This window comes from Bradyrhizobium sp. ISRA442 (assembly GCF_038085055.1).
Lineage (GTDB): Bacteria > Pseudomonadota > Alphaproteobacteria > Rhizobiales > Xanthobacteraceae > Bradyrhizobium.
The window spans coordinates 341,945-359,646 of record NZ_JALGCN010000008.1; the positions used below are offsets into that span (position 1 = coordinate 341,945).

The 17,702-nt window shown below is 63.8% G+C and carries 17 protein-coding genes; 8 read left to right on the top strand and 9 right to left on the bottom strand.

The window, feature by feature from the left end; translation table 11 throughout:
* Nucleotides 1-230: 230 nt before the first annotated feature.
* Together MTR72_RS19705 and MTR72_RS19710 are read right to left on the bottom strand one after the other, a co-directional pair.
* Nucleotides 231-902 (bottom strand): DsbA family protein, encoded by a 672-nt coding sequence (locus MTR72_RS19705; RefSeq protein ID WP_280971049.1) that lies wholly within the window; start codon nt 900-902, stop codon nt 231-233.
* 140 nt (nt 903-1,042) lie between these two features.
* Nucleotides 1,043-1,522 carry a DUF721 domain-containing protein gene (locus MTR72_RS19710; RefSeq protein ID WP_280965472.1) on the bottom strand — a complete coding sequence of 160 codons (480 nt, stop codon included), beginning with the start codon at nt 1,520-1,522 and terminating at the stop codon, nt 1,043-1,045.
* 127 nt (nt 1,523-1,649) lie between these two features.
* Between MTR72_RS19710 and mutY the strand changes: the two genes are divergently transcribed.
* Both mutY and MTR72_RS19720 read left to right on the top strand, forming a co-directional pair.
* Nucleotides 1,650-2,771, top strand: coding sequence for an A/G-specific adenine glycosylase (gene mutY / locus MTR72_RS19715; protein ID WP_280965471.1), 1,122 nt, complete (start codon nt 1,650-1,652; stop codon nt 2,769-2,771).
* Nucleotides 2,772-2,840: 69 nt separating this feature from the next.
* On the top strand, nt 2,841-3,260 hold the full coding sequence (locus MTR72_RS19720; RefSeq protein WP_280965470.1) for a PaaI family thioesterase: 420 nt from the start codon (nt 2,841-2,843) through the stop codon (nt 3,258-3,260).
* A gap of 37 nt (nt 3,261-3,297) precedes the next feature.
* On the opposite strand, the gene MTR72_RS19725 is transcribed toward MTR72_RS19720, so the two are convergent.
* Nucleotides 3,298-4,665 (bottom strand): phenylacetate--CoA ligase family protein, encoded by a 1,368-nt coding sequence (locus MTR72_RS19725; protein ID WP_341510848.1) that lies wholly within the window; start codon nt 4,663-4,665, stop codon nt 3,298-3,300.
* 617 nt (nt 4,666-5,282) lie between these two features.
* Between MTR72_RS19725 and MTR72_RS19730 the strand changes: the two genes are divergently transcribed.
* Nucleotides 5,283-5,465, top strand: a complete 183-nt coding sequence (locus tag MTR72_RS19730) for a hypothetical protein (RefSeq protein ID WP_280965468.1) — start codon at nt 5,283-5,285, stop codon at nt 5,463-5,465.
* Between the two features lie 207 nt (nt 5,466-5,672).
* On the opposite strand, the gene MTR72_RS19735 is transcribed toward MTR72_RS19730, so the two are convergent.
* Together MTR72_RS19735 and MTR72_RS19740 are read right to left on the bottom strand one after the other, a co-directional pair.
* Nucleotides 5,673-6,413 carry an AraC family transcriptional regulator gene (locus MTR72_RS19735; RefSeq protein ID WP_341510849.1) on the bottom strand — a complete coding sequence of 247 codons (741 nt, stop codon included), beginning with the start codon at nt 6,411-6,413 and terminating at the stop codon, nt 5,673-5,675.
* 741 nt (nt 6,414-7,154) lie between these two features.
* Nucleotides 7,155-8,438 (bottom strand): flavin-dependent oxidoreductase, encoded by a 1,284-nt coding sequence (locus MTR72_RS19740; RefSeq protein WP_341510850.1) that lies wholly within the window; start codon nt 8,436-8,438, stop codon nt 7,155-7,157.
* Between the two features lie 123 nt (nt 8,439-8,561).
* Here MTR72_RS19740 and MTR72_RS19745 point away from each other — a divergent pair, with 123 nt between their 5' ends.
* A complete protein-coding gene (locus MTR72_RS19745) occupies nt 8,562-9,182 on the top strand; it encodes a glutathione S-transferase family protein (protein ID WP_280965465.1) in 621 nt (206 codons plus the stop codon).
* 134 nt (nt 9,183-9,316) lie between these two features.
* Here MTR72_RS19745 and MTR72_RS19750 read toward each other — a convergent pair whose 3' ends face one another.
* On the bottom strand, nt 9,317-10,231 hold the full coding sequence (locus tag MTR72_RS19750) for a LysR family transcriptional regulator (RefSeq protein ID WP_280965464.1): 915 nt from the start codon (nt 10,229-10,231) through the stop codon (nt 9,317-9,319).
* A 91-nt stretch (nt 10,232-10,322) separates the two neighbouring features.
* Between MTR72_RS19750 and MTR72_RS19755 the strand changes: the two genes are divergently transcribed.
* Both MTR72_RS19755 and MTR72_RS19760 read left to right on the top strand, forming a co-directional pair.
* Nucleotides 10,323-10,760 (top strand): nuclear transport factor 2 family protein, encoded by a 438-nt coding sequence (locus MTR72_RS19755; RefSeq protein WP_280965463.1) that lies wholly within the window; start codon nt 10,323-10,325, stop codon nt 10,758-10,760.
* Nucleotides 10,761-11,041: 281 nt separating this feature from the next.
* Nucleotides 11,042-13,051 carry a methyl-accepting chemotaxis protein gene (locus MTR72_RS19760; RefSeq protein ID WP_341510851.1) on the top strand — a complete coding sequence of 670 codons (2,010 nt, stop codon included), beginning with the start codon at nt 11,042-11,044 and terminating at the stop codon, nt 13,049-13,051.
* Nucleotides 13,052-13,119: 68 nt separating this feature from the next.
* Here the strand turns inward: MTR72_RS19760 and MTR72_RS19765 are convergent, their stop codons facing one another.
* The 3 genes from MTR72_RS19765 to MTR72_RS19775 all read right to left on the bottom strand — a co-directional run bounded on the left by MTR72_RS19765 (nt 13,120) and on the right by MTR72_RS19775 (nt 15,563).
* Nucleotides 13,120-13,800 carry a glutathione S-transferase family protein gene (locus tag MTR72_RS19765; protein ID WP_280965461.1) on the bottom strand — a complete coding sequence of 227 codons (681 nt, stop codon included), beginning with the start codon at nt 13,798-13,800 and terminating at the stop codon, nt 13,120-13,122.
* 127 nt (nt 13,801-13,927) lie between these two features.
* A complete protein-coding gene (locus MTR72_RS19770) occupies nt 13,928-14,254 on the bottom strand; it encodes a hypothetical protein (RefSeq protein WP_280965460.1) in 327 nt (108 codons plus the stop codon).
* A gap of 178 nt (nt 14,255-14,432) precedes the next feature.
* Nucleotides 14,433-15,563 (bottom strand): site-specific DNA-methyltransferase, encoded by a 1,131-nt coding sequence (locus tag MTR72_RS19775; protein WP_280965459.1) that lies wholly within the window; start codon nt 15,561-15,563, stop codon nt 14,433-14,435.
* A gap of 405 nt (nt 15,564-15,968) precedes the next feature.
* Here MTR72_RS19775 and ypfJ point away from each other — a divergent pair, with 405 nt between their 5' ends.
* Nucleotides 15,969-16,907, top strand: a complete 939-nt coding sequence (ypfJ, locus tag MTR72_RS19780) for a KPN_02809 family neutral zinc metallopeptidase (RefSeq protein ID WP_280965458.1) — start codon at nt 15,969-15,971, stop codon at nt 16,905-16,907.
* A gap of 140 nt (nt 16,908-17,047) precedes the next feature.
* The gene (gene moaB, locus MTR72_RS19785; protein ID WP_280965457.1) at nt 17,048-17,611 is read left to right on the top strand and encodes a molybdenum cofactor biosynthesis protein B; all 564 of its coding nucleotides are present in this window, start codon (nt 17,048-17,050) and stop codon (nt 17,609-17,611) included.
* Nucleotides 17,612-17,702 lie beyond the last annotated feature (91 nt).

Genomic DNA, 17,702 nt, shown 5'->3' on the forward strand with positions numbered 1-17,702 from the left:
AAACACGCATCTCTGTTGACAGGGCGCGAATCTCCCTGCCGGGACAATACCATGGAAGGCAATGTCGCTGTCTGGACGAGTCGCGTAAGGCGGCTCATGCGGCTGGACAATGGCCGCGCCGTGCCGCGAGGGCAACCAGCGAAAGCCGCTTTTCCCAAGGGATTTGTGCCGGGAATGATGCGGCGACAGCCGCGCGAATCAGGCTTCGTGCGTGCGAATCAGCGCTCAAATCAGCTCTTGAGCAGCGGATTGATCTTCTTCGCGAATTCCTCGAACGAGGCCTCGCCCTTGATCTTCTCACCGTTGATGAAGAAGGTCGGCGTCGAATCGACCTTCAGCACATCGCTGGCATATTTCTGGTCTGCGGCAATCTTGTCGAGCAGCGCCTGGTCCTTCAGGCAGGCCTCGACCTGTTGCTGAGTGAGTCCGGCCTGCTTGCCGATCCGCGTCAGCGTCTCGGTGGTGTTCTTCGTCACCCAGTCGCTCTGCTGGCGGAACAGCATGTCGGTGACCGCAAAATATTTCGGCGCGTCGCCATTGGCGATGCAGCGCGACAGCATCGAGCCGGCGGCTGCTTTGATGTCGAGCGGGAACTCGCGGAAGATGTAACGCACCTTGCCGGCGTCGATGTATTCCTTCTTGATCTTGGGGAACACCTGCTCGTTGAAGGCGGCGCAGTGCGGGCAGGTCATCGAGGCGTATTCGGTGATGGTGACGGCGGCGTCTGCCGGGCCCAGCGCCATGTCGGGCAGCGACACCGGCTTGGCCACATCGGCGGCGGTCTGCGCCTTTGCTTCAGGGATCATGGCCTCGGAGATGAACCGCAGCGGCGAGAGCCCGGCGAGCGCGGCGAGCCCGGTCAGCGACAGCATCGTGGTGAAGGCGCGGCGGGTGATGATCAAGGTCGGCTCCCGGGTTGGCGTGGTCTCGCCCAAAGTTCGTATCAAGGTTCCCTTCTCGGGCGGCCTGTCGCTAGCTTGAAATGTCGTTTGAGGCAATGGCGAGGCGCAAGGACGGGTCCAGATTGCCGGCGCAATAAGGCTCAATTTCGCTTGATTGCGGCCCCGAGGCGCGCCAGCGCCGTCTTCAACTGTTCATCTTCGATGTCGGTAAGGCTCTCCGCCATCTTGGCGACCGCCTTCGGGTCCGGCGGGCCGGGCCGCACCGGTCGCCGGGACCGCGACAGGGGGGCCTGGCGGAAAGCGAGCTTGCCGACCGCACTCCAGCCGAAGAAGCGGTTGACCCGCTCCAGGATGACGTCCGCGGAGTGCTGAATTTCCAGCGCCATCGGCCCCTCGACCCGCAGCACCAGCGTTGCCGGCTCCTGCGGCTGGCCCTCCACCGGGCGCGGCCATTGCATCTTCAATGGCTCCGCGTGGGCTGCGATCTCCGGCCCGGCAATCTGCGCCCACCGCGTCACCAGCTCGCGCGCGGCAAAGCCCTGCCTGGCATAGGCCTCGGCAAAGACGTCGTTGAGGAGAATCGAAAGCGGCTTTGCGATGACAGGGCCGGGTTTGGACATGGGGCCTTATAGCACCGTGTGTAGTCGGTCAGAAATCCCGGAGCCTTGCGAGAAGAAAGACGTGGATGCCTGCGACGAGCGCGGGCATGACGTGGAGAGATCGGCGCCAGCCCGTTACAGTGGCGACATGAACCTCAGAGCCACCCTAAAGGCGAAGTCGGAACCAGTCGAGCCGGAACGTTTGGCACGCCCCCTGGCGCTGCTCGCGTGGTACGACCGTCACCGCCGCAGGCTGCCTTGGCGCGCGGCGCCGGGCGATGCCGCGGATCCCTACCGCGTCTGGCTGTCGGAGATCATGCTGCAGCAGACCACCGTGAAGGCGGTCGGGCCCTATTTCGAGAAATTCGTCGCGCGCTGGCCGGATGTCACGGCGCTGGGGCGAGCCTCGCTCGACGACGTGCTGCGGATGTGGGCCGGGCTCGGCTATTACTCGCGCGCACGCAACCTTTACGCTTGCGCGGTCGCCGTGACGCGCGATCATGGCGGCGTGTTTCCCGAAACCGAGGAAGGGCTGCGCGCGCTGCCGGGGATCGGGCCCTACACGGCGGCCGCGATCGCAGCGATCGCGTTCGATCGCCGAACCATGCCGGTCGACGGCAATATCGAGCGGGTGGTGTCGCGGCTCTTTGCAGTCGAAGAGGAACTCCCGCAGGCCAAGCCGCTGATCCAGCAACTGGCAGCGACGCTCCTTGCCGACTCGCGCGCCGGTGACGAGAAGTCTCGCGCCGGCGACAGCGCACAGGCGCTGATGGATCTCGGCGCTTCGATCTGCACGCCGAAAAAGCCGGCCTGCTCGCTCTGCCCGCTCAACGATGATTGCGCGGCGCGCGCACAAGGAACGCAGGAGACGTTTCCACGCAAAGCGCCGAAGAAGAGCGGGACGTTGCGGCGCGGCGCAGCCTTCGTCGTCACGCGTGGCGACGAACTCCTCGTCCGCACCCGGCCGGAGCAGGGATTGCTCGGCGGAATGACCGAGGTGCCGGGCTCGGACTGGCTCGCCGGCCAGGACGACAAGGCGGCGAAAGAGCAGGCGCCGGAGCTGAAGGGGCTTTCGCGCTGGCAGCGCAAGCTCGGCGTCGTCACCCACGTCTTCACGCATTTTCCGCTGGAGCTCGTGGTCTACACTGCGCGCGCCGAGATTCGTGCGCGGGCGCCGGACGGCATGCGCTGGGTGCCGATTGCGACCCTTGCGAGCGAAGCGCTGCCCAATGTTATGCGCAAGGTGATTGCGCACGGACTGGACCTGTAGCCGCCCATGCTGCTGACATCAGGCTGTCAGCAGGCTTGCGTTACCAGCGAGCGGCAACGGAGGCTTCGCATGGTCAAGACCGCGCTCGATAACTTTCCCAGGCCGCCCTGCGCCGAGCTTTTGGGATGGCGCCTGCTCGATGCTCGCCCAGAGCAGGGCTGGATCAGGCTTTCCTTTGACGGAAAATCCGAGTTCTGCAACCCGGCCGGCTTCATCCAGGGCGGCATGCTCTCGGCCATGCTCGACGACACCATGGGCCCCGCGGTGCTCGTGATGAGCGAAGGCCGGCTCTACACCACTACCATCAGCATGACCGTGAACTTTCTTAGCCCCGCAAAGCCCGGGCCGATCATCGGCGAGGCGACTGTGACGCAGCTCGGCAAGACCATCGCCTTCGTCGAGGGCAAGCTGATGGCCGAGGATGGCACGCTGCTTGCGACTGCAACCGCGAGTGAGCGCCTGCTCGAGGCGGCAAGGGTCGTGCGCTGAGGCGGAGGGGATAATCGTTGTCCACCCATCGGCGTCTTCAAGCACTCAGAACCAGTGGGATGACGGTGCGGTATTTTCCGGCGGAAGATGGGACTGGTGGTTCGGCGGCCAACTCAACAGACACCTGACCAAGCCCATGCTCATTCAGCAGCTTGGTCAATTCGGAATGCACCGCCCGCCAAACCCGGTTTGGGTCAGCGTCGGCTGCGGGATGGAGGCGAACGCGCAATTGTGTCGGCGCTGTCTGCACGATCTGAAACAGCTCCACGCCGGGTACATGATCGATCTCAAGCGCGAGCGATGGCATTGCGACTTTCTCGCCGCGCTCGGTTGGAAACGTGAGGATGTCGGCAGCGCGGCCCCGCACGCGGATCGCCGGAAGTGGGTTGCCGCAAGGACAGGGATCAGGTCGTTGCAGGATGCGGTCGCCGAGATCGTAGCGGAGGATCGGCTGCACGCGATTGGCGAGGTTGCTCACGAGGACCGTATGCGCCTCCTCGCCGGGCGGAACCGGCTGATAGCTCGCATCGACGGGTTCGAGAATCGCCCAATCGCTGTTGACATGATGCCAACCGTGTTCACAGCCGATAGCCATGAACAGGCATTCCGTCGCGACGTAAACGGTCCGGACCTTGGCGTGGAATGCCTTTGCGATCCGGTCGTATCCGTCCTGCGAAAGCCCTTCCGAGGTCGGAAGAACCAGCACCGGCCGAATATGCAGGCGACCCGCATCCTGCTCGGCGGCCAATAGCGCCATGACGCCGGCGTATCCGATAAGCAGAGCCGGGTGGAACCGATTGAGTTCGGTGACCAGATTCCGCAACGGGGCCTGCGCCGGGAGCGCCCGGAATCGTCGGGCCGACCAATTTGCGCGGATCGCAGCAAAGCTGGCTGCACCGATGTAGTGGCCCCCCATCGCCAGCACCGAAGCCGTGCGGCCGCCGCGGACGAGGAGACAGAATATCTCGCTGGCGCTAAGCGCGCCGATCATCATGCGCAGCGAAAACGCAAGTGTGACCGTCCAATTGTGCTTGTCCAACAGGAATATTCCAGGTGTCCCGGTGGTGCCCGAGGTGGTTGCCACTGAATATTTGCCAAGGAGGCGTTGTCCGATCAGCTCAGGGTTATCGACGAACGCCCGCACTGCCGCGAAACTAACCTCGCGATCGGTGACCCAGTCGTCAAAATGACGCATCAGCTCTTGCTTATTAGCCACCGGCAGCACGGACGAACTCTCAATCCGCTCCGGTAGACCCTGATAGAGCTCGCGATAATAGGGCGAGTTGGTGCGAGCGAAGGCGACGGCCTCGCCAAGCCGGGCGCGTTGTCGCTGCGCGATAGCGTTGAGACCTTGCCTTCTTGCGCGGTGCGCATCGAGCAATACCGATGAGATGCTTTCGCTCATGACAAGCTCACATAGGCGTGGTGCGCGCGCTCAGGCGCCATCACGTCGCGCCACCCGCAAGCGGCTCGCGAAGGCCTACAGGATCATCACGAAAACGGCCTATCAAACAACCGCGCCCGACTCGCGGACGCAAGCGCTTGCGCCGCGTGGGGCGCGGAGGTTGATGCTCGCTTTCTCTGGCCGCAAGGACGCTGGCACTGTCGGCGCTGGCCCCGTCGGGCACTGGCACTGTCGGCCTGCTCCTGTGGCGCTCGTGGCGCGAGAGACCGTCTCGATCAACCCACTTCTGATGTAGACCCGCGCAGGCAGCGGACCCAACTCACGACTAGGTGAAAGGCGAAATCGGGTTAGGGCCTGATCCGCCTAACGGGAAAACGGGCGTCGCGCCGTGGCTCTACCGGGCCTGAATTCGGGCGGACGGGCCGCCGGGCGGCTCGTCGGATGACGCGAATGCCCATCCGTGATCCCAATCTCCTGAGATGAGGGCGGCCTGGATCAGGCGCATTGATGTCCGCTATGCCTCCAACTGCGGCGCGACAGCGGACATCGCCGGAGGTCCTAGTCGGGGCCGGAAGCCGACATCATTCGATGACCTCGTCGGCGCGGACGAGTAGCGCTTGATTGAGGACCTTCCCGCTGCCATCACCTACGGCAAGGAAACCAAGCCGGCGGCGTTTTCCTTGCGCGCGCGAATATCGTGGCAAAACGAACGCGCCGCAGTGCCCGCTATGAACTCCCGCCGCTTCATTCGATCCTCATTGCATCTTGAGGACGACGGGACACAGCGTATCACGCATTGATGGTCGTCGCACCCGCTGACGATGCAATTGCTGCGTCGCAAATGCGGCGCGTCATCATTCAAAGCAGGAGCGGACTCGTTTTGCTCAACGTGAGCTCTTCCCAATTCTGACCCGAAGCCGTCCTGCACGATGCCGTGTAAGCCGACATGGATTTCCGCCGCTGAGGGCCCACAAGCAGACTTCGCAAAGAGGCCCCCATTTGCAAGACTATGCGTTGGCCTCAGCGGCCACGAGTGATGATGGGCGATTGAGGTGGATCGCAATCTGCTGCGTGGGGCGCCTCAAGGTCTCGGACGGCGACTCTCCGAACGCGGCGCGATACGCCACCGCAAAGCGGCCAAGCTCGCAAAAGCCATGGTCGGTAGCTATCTGCGTGACGGTTGACGTCGATGGAACCGCGCTTAGCAACGCGCGATGCACGAGGTGCATTCGACGGAGGGTGAGAAAACGGATCGGTCCCATGCCCAGATGCTCTTCGCAGGAGGCGCGAAGCGTTCGCTCCGCGACACCAATAGCTGCACAGATTTCGGTGAGATAGAGCGGCCGGTCGGGATTTGCCTCCAGAAACTCCTCGAACCGCGCCATGATAGCATTATGGCCTCGGCCGCGAGTGCTGGTCTTTGCGTCGACCGTATCGGCGAGGCATCTGACCATGACGTGCACGAATTCATTCTCCAGCGCGCGAAGCACCTCCGGCAGTTGCAAAATATCGGGAGTGTCGCATGCGAGCTGTCCGATCGCCCGGTGTAACTTCAGCAGTCGTGACATCGAATGAGGGGGTGGACGAAAAATGTGCCGTTCTGACTTTTCCATCAACTCGCAGCCAATTATGGCTTCGACTGCAGTATCGAGCTCGTCGGTGGGGATGGACATCGCGCCGTAGTCAAGACCAGGGCCGCATCGTCGATGCTCGGCTTCAAGCGTGTTGTCAATGATGTCACCGGGCATGACCTCAATTCCACAGTGATGGTAGGGTGACAAATTGGACTCGGTAAGAAAGCCGATCGATCGCCGACCAGGCTTGCTTGTGGCGGTGCTGACAGTTGGCGAGGATAAGTGAGTACGTTGCAACCAGAGCCGGCTCAGGGCGACCTGGGTCATGTCGATCCGAAACTCTTTCGTCGTGGGAAGTATTTCTATGTCGGAATACGGGAAGGCTGCCTGGCACGCCAGTGGATCGGTAAAGCAAAGAACTCTACTCCACGCCACTTCTGTTCTCCCCAAAAAAACAAAACTACAATTTGGTCGGGAAGCAAATTGACAGCAAAGAGTCTTCGGATCGCAAAAGCGGCCTAGCCAAAATGGCTGCAAATCCGGTTGTATCGTAATATCGTTGTTACCTCTGATCAATGTACCTATTTTGACGTAGTCAATGGTTTTAGTGGCATCTTCAGCCTTCGCGTGCCACGCTTAAAATTTTTAGACCATTTGATGAAACCAATGCGGTACGGCCGAAGCTGAGCGTGTTTCCAACTCGGGCATCGAGACCGCTATGGGTCTCAAAAGCGGCGGTCCAAGGCCCGCACGAGGCAGGTCCGGTCAAACCGTGACATCGGACCTATCCACGCCACGAGGCCCAGCAGTCCGGCGCCGGTCAGATCCCCAGCTTCGCGTTCCGCGAGGCTGACCCTCTCCAACAGGGGCCACAGGGAGAGGGTGCAGCGTCAGTGCGTCACCAACCTTGATCTTCTAAGCCCTCACGCGTTTTCCATCCGGCCGCGGCACGATCGGCGGCTTGGCGTTGAGCGCTTCGACCTGGAAGCCGGCGACGCGCTTGTAATTCGCGGCGATGTCCTCCAGCTCCTGCTGGGACAGCACGTCGGTGACGACGTTGTAGCCGTCGGGCGCGCGCTCCTCGACGAGTTGCATCACCTGCTCGGGGCCGTTCTTGCGGTTGAGCAGGACGAGGTCGGTGGTCGCCGGCCGGCGCTCGGCCTCATAGGCCTCTAGCGCTCCTTGCGTCGGGCCGTGCGCCAAGATCTCGCGGGTGATGACGCGGGCATCGAGGATCGCCTGCGAGGCGCCGTTCGATCCGATCGGGTACATCGGATGCGCGGCATCGCCCATCAGCGTGACGCGGCCGAAGGTCCATTGCGATACCGGATCGCGGTCGACCAGCGGATATTCGTAGGCGTGCGGGCAGTTCCGGATCAGGCCGGTCACGTCGAGCCAATCGAACTGCCAGCTCTCGAACCACGGCAAAAATTCTTCCAGGCGCGCGGTGCGGTTATAGTCCTCGCGCCGCCACTGATAGGTCGGCGGCATGTGCCGCTCGGCGACCCAGTTGATCTGGTGGTTGCCTGCGGCGTCCGGCTCCTTGCTGATCGGATAGCAGACAAACTTCAGGATCTCGTGGCCGGCCATGATCATGGTGCGGCCGGTCAGGAACGCCTTTGCCGGCGTCACGCCGCGCCAGAGGATGCGGCCGTTCCAGATCGGCGGCCCCTCCTGCGGATAGAGCTTTTCTCGTGCGGCGGAATGAATGCCGTCGGCTGCGATCAGGATCGCGCCTTCGTAACTGCCGGCGGGCTTGCCGGTCGCCCGGTCGATGAAGTCGGCGCGCACGCCGTTGGCGGTCTCGCTCCAGCCGGTCAGATGATGGCTGGTGAGGATGTTGTCGCGGCCGAGCCGCTCGATCGCGGTGTCGAGCAGGAGCTGCTGGAGGGTGCCGCGATGGATCGAGAATTGCGGCCATTTGTAGCCGGCCTCTAATCCGCGCGGCTCGCTCCAGATCGGCCTGCCGTGCTTGGAGAAGTAGGCGAGCTCGCGGGTGCGCACGCCGCTGGCATCGAGCCTGTCCATCAGTCCGAGCTCGATCAGCTCGCGCACCGCATGCGGCAGCACATTGATGCCGACGCCGAGCGGCCGGAGTTCGGCCACGCTCTCGAACACTTTTGCGGGAACGCCGATCTGGTGCAGGCTGAGCGCAAGCGTCAGCCCGCCGATGCCGCCACCGGCGATGAGTGCGGTCATGACAAATCCCCCTCCGATTGGCGGGTCTTCGCATGAGGAGGCGGCCGTGGGCAACTGCGAAGAGAGCCCTATGGACGCGGCGGTGCGCGGCCGTTACCTTCTCCCTTTCTCACGAGGTCCGACATGTTCAAGCTCTACTATGCCCCCGGCACCTGCGCGCTCGCCACCTACATCGCCCTGGAAGAGGTCGGTGCCGACTACACGGCCGAACGACTGAACTTCAAGGCCAACCAGCAGAACAGCCCGGACTACCTCGCGATCAATCCGAAAGGCCGCGTGCCGGCGCTGTTGACCGATCGCGGCGTCCTCACCGAGACGCCGGCAATGCTCGCCTACATCGCGCAAACCTTTCCCAAGGCGAAGCTTGCGCCGCTCGACGACGCCTTTGCATTTGCGCAGGTGCAGTCGTTCAACTCCTATCTCTGCTCGACCGTGCACGTGGCGCATGCCCACAAGATGCGCGGCGCACGTTGGGCGACCGAAGAGAGCTCGTTCGCCGATATGAAGCAGATGATCCCGAAGACCATGGGCGCCTGCTTCTCCCTGATCGAGCAGAAGATGTTGAGGGGGCCGTGGGTGATGGGCGAGCAGTATACGATCTGCGATCCCTATCTTTACACGCTGTCGCTCTGGCTCGAAGGCGACGGTGTCGACATCAACGCCACGTCGAAGGTCGCGGACCATTTCAAGCGGATGTCCGACCGGCCCGCCGTGCGCAAGGTGATGGACGCGCAGAAGGCGTAACAAACTCGGTGTCGTTCCGGCGATCGTAGGGTCGGTAGCGAAGCGTAACCCACCTCTTTTAGCTTCCACGCGGATAGACCTGCGGTGGGTTACGCCCAGCGGACTGCGCTTCGCGCAGCCGCAGGGCTAACCCCCTACGAAGCTTTCTTCTCCAACTCCCGTCCTGTCTCCAGCATCAGGCGCCTCAGCCAGATCGAGCCGGGGTCCATCTGCGCGCGGGTCGGATAGAACATGAACTGCTCGTCGATGCCGGGGTCGAGCGGCGGCGTCACCGCGGCTAGCCCGAGCTGTTTCGACAGGGCCGCAATCAGCCGGCGCGGCACGAAGGCGACGAGGTCGGTGCGGGCGGCGACATGCAGCGCCTCGAGATAGCCTGACACGACCAGCGCGATGTGCCGCTCGATACCCTTGGCGCGCAGCCAGGTGTCGATCAGGTCTTCGGCCTGGCCGCGGATGATCACGCCGACATGGCGCGCTGCGAGGAAGGTCTCGCGCCGCTTCAGCTTCGCTCCCAGGGGATGGCCGCGCCGCACCGCCAGTGCATCGCTGTCGGTATAGAGAAGCTGGCGGTGAAATCCCTTGAAGGCGTTGCCGATCGAGATCACGAGGTCGATGGTGCGGGCGAACTCGGCGTGGAAGATCGCCGGCCCCCGCCACGGCACGACGTCGATGCGGACATTGGGCGCAAGGCGCGTGACCTTCTCCATCAAGGGCGGCATCAGAAGCTCGACCGCGAGATCCGGCATCATCAGGCGGAACTGCCGCTCGCTGCGGGCCGCATCGAAGTCCTCGGCCACGAACAGCCCGCGCACCTGGTCGAGCGCCTGTACCAGGGGTGCGCGCAACGCCTGGGCCCGCGGCGTCAGCTCCATGCGCGAACCGGTGCGCACCAGAAGCGGGTCGCCGAAGATGTCGCGCAGGCGCTGCAGCGCGTGGCTGGTCGCCGGCTGCGACAGGCCGATCCTCAAAGCGGCGCGGCTGACATTGGCCTCGCGCAGCAGCGCGTCGAGCGCGGTCAGGAGATTGAGGTCAAGCGAATTCAAATTCATGAGCCGAATAGATATCATATTCGCTATCGATTTGAAGAATTTCGATCCCGCGGCGATGATCTCCGTGTTTCCCACCAACGGAGATGCTGCCATGAGCGCCGCAACCAACAAGAAACTGATGCAGGACATTTTCGCCGCCGCCGCGAACCCCGATCCGGCCGCGCGCGACCGTGCGCTATTCACCGCCAGCCTCGCCGACGACGCCAAATGGGTCGTGACCGGGCAATATTCCTGGTCGCGCACCTTCTCGGGTAAGGAGTCGATCCTCAACGATCTCCACGGCTATGTGCGCACGCGGCTTCGCGACCGGACGCGCACGGTCGCCCACAGCTTCATCGCCGACGGCGACATCGTCGTGGTGGAGGCCAAGGGCGACAACGTCACGCCCGAGGGCGTGCGCTACGACAACGACTATTGCCTGGTGTTCCGCCTAGAGGGCGGCAAGATCAAGGAGATCAGAGAGTATTGCGACTCGGTTTTGACCGAGAGGGCGCTGGGGCGTTTTCCGGGTGAGGGCGCCGCGGTCTGATCGCCGAGGCGAGCGCGGTCAGAAAGGCGCGCTCGCCGCCATCTTGCCCAGGGCTGCACTGCCGAACAATTGCGCAAATGATTACAAGATCAGCAGAGTTTTCCTGCCCAATGCGTGCCCGCGCGAAGAAATGGAAGGGCGCAATTAACAAGTGTCCATCAATGTGGCGAAGCGCAGCATGAATCGCCTGATATGTGAGACGTGGCTGCCGGGGCGGCCGCCTGCGATCTCCAGAATCGTTCGGCCACTCAAATCTCTGCGCTTCTGGGTGGACAGTGGAAATGCTGAACTTTCGTTTAGGGATCAGGGGCCGGCTTTACGCCGGCTTCGCAGCGCTCGCGGTGGTGGGCCTGACAATGGCCTTGGTCGCGGTCTGGAATTTGCGGGCGGTCCAGGATCAGGTCGCCAGACAATCCGCGCTTTCCGACAGCACCGCGCGGGTACTGGAGATATCGACCCATCTGCAAGCCATCCAGCGGGCGAACTTGCGATACATTTATGACGCGAACGAGCCGGCGATGAGGGAGGCGGCAGAACGGGAGGCCGCGGCGATCGAGCTATTGCAGGTTGGCGCGAAGGGTACGCTCTCCGAGGAGCGGCGGAAGCTCTACAACGGTCTCATCGACGACATCGCCAAAATGCGCAGCCTGCGTGACAATCTCGGCGACGCCGTCAATGAGGCGCGAACGGGCAAGGCGTCGCTGCTGCCGAGCGGTGACGAACTGACCGTCAAGATGGGCAAGCTGGTCGATGCGGCGCGCGCATCCGCCGATGAGGACACCGCGGCCCTCGTCGCGGACCTCGAATCCAGGATCCTTCTTGTTCAAATTGCAAACTGGCGTTTTCTGGCCCTGCGCGACACCAAGGGACCTGCGAATTTCAGGACGAATGCGGACAGGGCAGCGCAACGGCTCGCAGCGATCGAAAAGGGCTCACCGCCGGCGGAGCTGCGGGCCGCGCTCGCGCCGGTGAAGACCTCGCTCGGAATCTACAAGTCCGCGTTCGAGACGACCTCCGCCGCGATGCTTCAGGCCGACGAGATCTACCACAATAACCTCGCCCCGCTCATCGTCGAGAGCATCGGCAAGCTTAAGCTTGCGGAAACCACCTTGAAGACGGACTACCGGGACTCGCGCGCCAATGCCGAAGCCGTGATCGCCGGAACCACGTCGGTTCAGGAGATCGCCGGCGGCCTTGCCATCCTGTTCGGCGCCATCGTCGCGTTCCTGATCGCCCGCAGCATCGTCGGGCCGCTGACTTCGATGACGCGTGCGATGGGGCTGCTCGCTGGCGGCGATCTCGAGGTCGAAGTTCCCGGCCGCGGCAAGGCCGACGAGATCGGGGACATGGCCAAGGCGATCCAGGTGTTCAAGGACAGCATGGTCGAGACCGAACGCCTGCGCCGCGAGCAGGCGGAGTTCGAGGCGCGTCAAGCCGAGCAGCGCAAGGCCGATATGGTTAAGCTCGCCGGTCAGTTCGAACGTGCCGTCGGCGAGATCGTGGACACCGTGTCGTCGGCCTCCGGCGAGTTGGAGGCCTCCGCTGGGACGTTGACGGCAACCGCATCACGCGCTCAGGACCTGTCGACGGAAGTCGCCGCCGCCTCGCAGGAGGCTTCGGCCAACGTGCAGGCGGTTGCCTCGGCGACCGAAGAGCTCTCCTCCTCGGTGAGCGAGATCGCCCGCCAGGTGCAGGAATCCGCCCGCATCGCCGGCGAGGCTGTCAGCCAGGCGATCAGGACCAACGAACGGGTCGGCGAGCTCTCCAAAGCGGCGGCGCGCATCGGCGATGTGGTCGAGCTCATCAGCACGATCGCCGGACAGACTAATCTGTTGGCGCTCAACGCCACCATCGAGGCGGCGCGCGCGGGCGAGGCTGGGCGCGGCTTCGCCGTCGTCGCCTCCGAGGTCAAGGCGCTCGCCGAGCAGACCGCGAAGGCCACCGGCGAGATCGCCCAGCAGGTCTCGGGGATCCAGACTGCGACGGAGGAATCGGTCGGCTCGATCCGGGAGATCAGCGACACCATCGAGCGGCTGTCGGAAATCTCGTCGGCGGTCGCGGCCGCCGTGGAAGAGCAGGGCGCCGCGACGCAGGAGATCTCGCGCAACGTCCAGCAGGCGGCTCACGGCACGCAGCGGGTCTCGACCAACATCGGCGACGTGCAGCGCGGCGCGTCCGAGACCGGCTCGGCCTCGTCGCAGGTGTTGTCGGCGGCGCGCTCGCTATCGGCCGACAGCAGCCGTCTGAAGCTTGAGGTCAGCAAGTTCCTGAACTCGGTCCACGCTGCCTGACCAGCGCGGGCATCCGAAAACAAAGGTCCACGCGCGTGCGCGTGGACCTTCCACACGAGAAGTCGCGATCACGCTACCTTTGTCGCCATGTGCTTGAACATGTTGCGGCGGGCCTCGTCGTCCATCTCGGCCTTGAAGGTGAACTTGTCCTTCAGCCCGATGGCGCGCGCAGCCGCAGGACGCGCCGAGATCTCGTCGACCAGCCGCTTGACGTTCGGATATTTGCCCGGCGCGTCCTCGCCGAGCACGAAGGCGGCCATACGCGCCCAGCCCCACAACGCCATGTCGACGATGGAGTAGGCATCGCCGACCATGTAGCGGTGCTTGGCGAGATGATCATCGAGGATCTGGTAGTGGCGATGGCCTTCGAACTGATAGCGGTTATGCGCGTAGTCCTGGTCCTTGGGCGAGAAGTGCTTGAAGTGCACGGCCTGACCCGAATAGGGCCCAAGGCCGGTGGCGACAAACATCAGCCATGACAGCGTCTGGCCGCGGACGGCGGGGCCGGGCAGGAATTTGCCGGTCTTCTCGGCGAGGTAGAGCAGGATGGCGTTCGAGTCGAACACGAACGTGCCGTCATCGTCGATCGCCGGCACCTTGGCGTTCGGATTGATCCTGAGGAATTCCGGCTTGAACTGCTCGCCCTTGCGGGTGTCGACCGCGACCGGCTCGAAAGGCAGTCCGGCTTCCTCCAGAAACAGCGCGACCTTGGTCGGGTTCGGCGATCCGTTGAAGTAGAATTTGAGCATCAGCATCTTTCCTGTCTGTTGCCGAGATCGAACGCAGCGTGATTGCCGCTGGGCGGCTTCTCTTGCCGAAGCCTCAGGGGCAGCACAACCGGCGAGTTTGCCGGGCGGCGTCTGCGCACCGCGCAGATCAGCCGGCGCAGAGGAAGCCGATCACCGCCGCGATGATGAGGGTGAGGCCAATGGCCTCCACCCACAGCGCCAGCCGCGTCGCGGCGTGCATGCTGGAGGCCTGCGCAGCGCGCTCCGGTCCCCGCGCGTAGCCGTGGACGATGACATCGTGATGGAAGGTGTCGTGGGCTTCGTTGCCGCAGGCGAGCCCGGCGCAGAGCAGCAGCACACCGAACAAAGCGAGCCCGAAAAATCCCAATAGTCCGATCAGCAGCATCGGAAACATGCCGGCGAGGAAGATCGGCAGGAGCGGCAGCAGCAGCAATGTCTCGGACTGACGGCGCATCGGGATCGATCGATCAAGACGAGAACTGAGGGCTAATTCTAGTCCCGGCGGCTGCGCCGTTCAACCAGTCCTGTCATTCCGGGGCGCGCCTCCTCGAGCCCGCCACTTGTGCCGTGGCCCGATGGATTCCGGGCTCGCTCGCTGTGCTCGCGACCCGGAATGACGATATAGAGGGAGGCTACTCCGCCGCCATGCCGGCGCGGATCTCGGCGCGCAACTCGTCGATCAGCTTGAGGCCCTTCTTGGTCTCGACGTGCCAATAGGTCCAGCCGTTGCAGGCGGCCGAGCCTTGTGCGACGGCGCCGATGCGGTGGATCGAGCCGACCTTGTCGCCGAGCATGATGGCGCCATCGGCGCGGACGAGCGCGCCGAGCTTCTTCTTGGCGTCGAACAGTTTCGTGCCGGGCATGATCATGCCGCGCTCGATCAGTTCGGAGAACGCCACCCGCGGCGCTTCGCGCGCGGTCATGAACGGGGCGAGGCTGTCCGCCGGCAGCGGTTCGACCGCGTCGATGCGGGCTTCGGCGGCCTTGGCGTAGACTTTGTCGCGCTCGAAGCCGATGTAGGAGCGGCCGAGGCGTTTGGCGACGGCGCCGGTGGTGCCGGTGCCGTTGAACGGATCGATCACGAGATCGCCGGGTTTCGACGACGATAGCAGCACGCGCGCGAGCAGGCCCTCAGGCTTCTGCGTCGGGTGAACTTTCTTGCCGTCGGCGTCCTTGAGACGCTCCTCGCCGGTGCAGAGCGGGATCAGCCAGTCGGAACGTGCCTGCACGTCCTCGTTGGCCGCCTTCAGCGCCTCGTAATTGAACGTATAGCCTTTGGCCTTCTCGTCGCGCGCGGCCCATATCATGGTCTCGTGCGCGTTGGTGAAGCGGCGGCCGCGGAAATTCGGCATCGGGTTGGACTTGCGCCAGACGATGTCGTTCAGGAGCCAGAAGCCGAGGTCCTGCATGATCGCGCCGACGCGGAAGATGTTGTGATAGGAACCGATCACCCAGATCGTCGCCGACGGCTTCATCACGCGGCGGCAGGCGAGCAGCCAGGCGCGGGTGAAATCGTCGTAGGCCGAAAACGATTCGAACTTGTCCCAGGCATCGTCGACGGCGTCGACATGCGACTCGTCGGGGCGCTTGAGATCGCCCTTGAGCTGGAGATTGTAGGGGGGGTCGGCGAACACCAGATCGACGGTGCCAGCCTGAAGCTTCGACATCTCCGCGACGCAATCGCCGACGATGATGTGATGCGAAGCAGACTCAAAATTTGTGCGGGGCGCCCTTGCAGACGCCCCGCGACGCGACACTACCATGACTCAAGAACTCTGACTCAGGCGACGCTGTCGGCGACGCGGGACCAAACAACCGACTGGCCGTTACATTGACGGCGCAAAGTAAAAATCGACTTAACCCGCTGCTTTTGTGAGCAGGCGCTGCATCGCGCGCCGCATGCGGCGTGTTGCGCGCAATCGCCGTGTTTTGCAGTGTATTTCGCATCCGTTCGGGTCGCGGCCGCCGCGTCGCCTGCAAATTTCTCTCGGAAAAAATTGCACGAAGGTCGGAAAAAATTGCTGGCGCCGGCACGCCGTCGCACTAGGCAATTTTTGCCGAGCGGGATATTGATTAACACAATGGAAATTCTACGTCTGTCGCATGTTGGACTTTCGCGCTCCGGCGCGCCGACGAAGCGAAATCAGGGACCTTAAGGGAAGGCCGCCATGCGTTACGATGACTTTCGCCGCAGCGACGACATCGAGGATCGTCGCGACGAAGGTGGTGGATTTGGCGGCGGCGGAGGCGGCGGGTTCGGCCTTCCCATGGGCGGCGGCGGGCTCGGGATCGGCACCATCATCGTGCTCGGCCTGATCGGCTACGCTTTCGGCATCGATCCGCGGATCCTGATCGGCGGCGCCGAGATCCTCTCCGGCGGCGGTGCGCCGACCTACCAGACCGATCGGCATGCGTCCTCGGGCAAGCGCGGCGCGCCGACCGACGAGATGGGCAGCATGATCTCCGGCATCCTCGGCGAGATCGACGACCGCTGGAGCGAGATCTTCCAGGCCAGCGGCCAGTCCTACACAGGTCCGAAGATCGTGCTGTTCCGCAACGCCACCAATGGTGGCCGCTGCGGCATGGCGCAGTCGGCGATGGGTCCGTTCTACTGTCCGCCGGACCGAACGATCTTTCTCGATACCGGTTTCTTTCGCGAGGTCGAGACGCGCTTCCGCGGCTGTTCGGGCAAGTCGGCGTGCAATTTCACCACGGCCTACATCATCGCGCATGAAGCCGGCCACCACATCCAGAACCTGCTCGGCATCATTCCGCGCGTGACGCGGCTGCAGCAGCAGGTCGGTTCCAAGGCTGAAGCCAATGCGCTCCAGGTGAAGGTGGAGCTGCAGGCCGACTGTCTGTCCGGCGTCTGGGTCAACCGCGAGGCGAAGAAGCGTCCGAACTTCCTGGAACCGGGCGATATCGACGCGGCGCTGACCACGGCGAGCGCGATCGGCGACGACACGCTGCAGCGCCAGGCGACGGGACGCGTCGTGCCCGATTCCTTCACCCACGGCTCGGCCGAGCAGCGCAAGCGCTGGTTCATGACCGGCTACCAGCGCGGCACGGTGGAAGCCTGCAACACGTTCGGAAACGGGTCGTTGTAGGCTGGCGTTGGCGTCATCCTGAGGCGCTCGCCTCTTGGCGAGCCCTAGAGGATGATGATCCCGGGCCCATTCTTCGAGGCGCGCTGGCGCGCGCACCTCAGGATGACGTCGGAGGATTGGCAGAAAGGTAGGAGGTCACGATGGTTTCCATCGACGAGTCAAAGCAATTCATCCCGCTCAACATCGCGGTGCTGACGGTCTCCGACACGCGCTCGCTCGCCGACGACAAGTCCGGCCAGACGCTGGCCGACCGGATCCTTGCTGCCGGTCATCATCTCGCCGCCCGCGAGATCGTTACCGACGACGTCGAGACGATCCGAGCCGTGATCCGCCGCTGGATCGCAGACGCCGGCATCGATGTCGTCATCACCACCGGCGGCACCGGTTTCACCGGGCGTGACGTGACGCCGGAGGCGGTCGAGCCTCTGTTCGAGAAGCGCATGGACGGCTTCTCGATCGCGTTTCACTTGATGAGCCACGCCAAGATCGGCACGTCGACGATCCAGAGTCGTGCCACGGCGGGCGTCGCGGGCGCGACCTACATCTTCTGCCTGCCTGGCTCGCCTGGCGCCTGCCGCGACGGCTGGGACGGCATCCTCGCCGCCCAGCTCGACTACCGCACGCGCCCCTGCAACTTCGTCGAGATCATGCCGCGGCTCGATGAGCATCTGCGCCGCCCGAAGGCGCAGGGCGCGACGGTATAATCGCAATTGCAGGCGCTGCTCACCCAAACGAGTTCGCGTCTGCCAGCGTCGCTGGCCTCTCCCGCAAGGGGCGAGGGCACATCAACGCGCA

What these genes read in the sequence shown, in the direction of transcription:
- MTR72_RS19710 (WP_280965472.1), bottom strand. Translation starts at nt 1,522, where the DNA reads ATGTCCAAACCCGGCCCTGTCATCGCAAAGCCGCTTTCGATTCTCCTC.
- mutY (WP_280965471.1), top strand. Translation starts at nt 1,650, where the DNA reads ATGAACCTCAGAGCCACCCTAAAGGCGAAGTCGGAACCAGTCGAGCCG.
- MTR72_RS19720 (WP_280965470.1), top strand. Translation starts at nt 2,841, where the DNA reads ATGGTCAAGACCGCGCTCGATAACTTTCCCAGGCCGCCCTGCGCCGAG.
- MTR72_RS19725 (WP_341510848.1), bottom strand. Translation starts at nt 4,665, where the DNA reads ATGAGCGAAAGCATCTCATCGGTATTGCTCGATGCGCACCGCGCAAGA.
- MTR72_RS19735 (WP_341510849.1), bottom strand. Translation starts at nt 6,413, where the DNA reads ATGCCCGGTGACATCATTGACAACACGCTTGAAGCCGAGCATCGACGA.
- MTR72_RS19740 (WP_341510850.1), bottom strand. Translation starts at nt 8,438, where the DNA reads ATGACCGCACTCATCGCCGGTGGCGGCATCGGCGGGCTGACGCTTGCG.
- MTR72_RS19745 (WP_280965465.1), top strand. Translation starts at nt 8,562, where the DNA reads ATGTTCAAGCTCTACTATGCCCCCGGCACCTGCGCGCTCGCCACCTAC.
- MTR72_RS19750 (WP_280965464.1), bottom strand. Translation starts at nt 10,231, where the DNA reads ATGAATTTGAATTCGCTTGACCTCAATCTCCTGACCGCGCTCGACGCG.
- MTR72_RS19755 (WP_280965463.1), top strand. Translation starts at nt 10,323, where the DNA reads ATGAGCGCCGCAACCAACAAGAAACTGATGCAGGACATTTTCGCCGCC.
- MTR72_RS19760 (WP_341510851.1), top strand. Translation starts at nt 11,042, where the DNA reads ATGCTGAACTTTCGTTTAGGGATCAGGGGCCGGCTTTACGCCGGCTTC.
- MTR72_RS19765 (WP_280965461.1), bottom strand. Translation starts at nt 13,800, where the DNA reads ATGCTCAAATTCTACTTCAACGGATCGCCGAACCCGACCAAGGTCGCG.
- MTR72_RS19770 (WP_280965460.1), bottom strand. Translation starts at nt 14,254, where the DNA reads ATGCGCCGTCAGTCCGAGACATTGCTGCTGCTGCCGCTCCTGCCGATC.
- MTR72_RS19775 (WP_280965459.1), bottom strand. Translation starts at nt 15,563, where the DNA reads ATGGTAGTGTCGCGTCGCGGGGCGTCTGCAAGGGCGCCCCGCACAAAT.
- ypfJ (WP_280965458.1), top strand. Translation starts at nt 15,969, where the DNA reads ATGCGTTACGATGACTTTCGCCGCAGCGACGACATCGAGGATCGTCGC.
- moaB (WP_280965457.1), top strand. Translation starts at nt 17,048, where the DNA reads ATGGTTTCCATCGACGAGTCAAAGCAATTCATCCCGCTCAACATCGCG.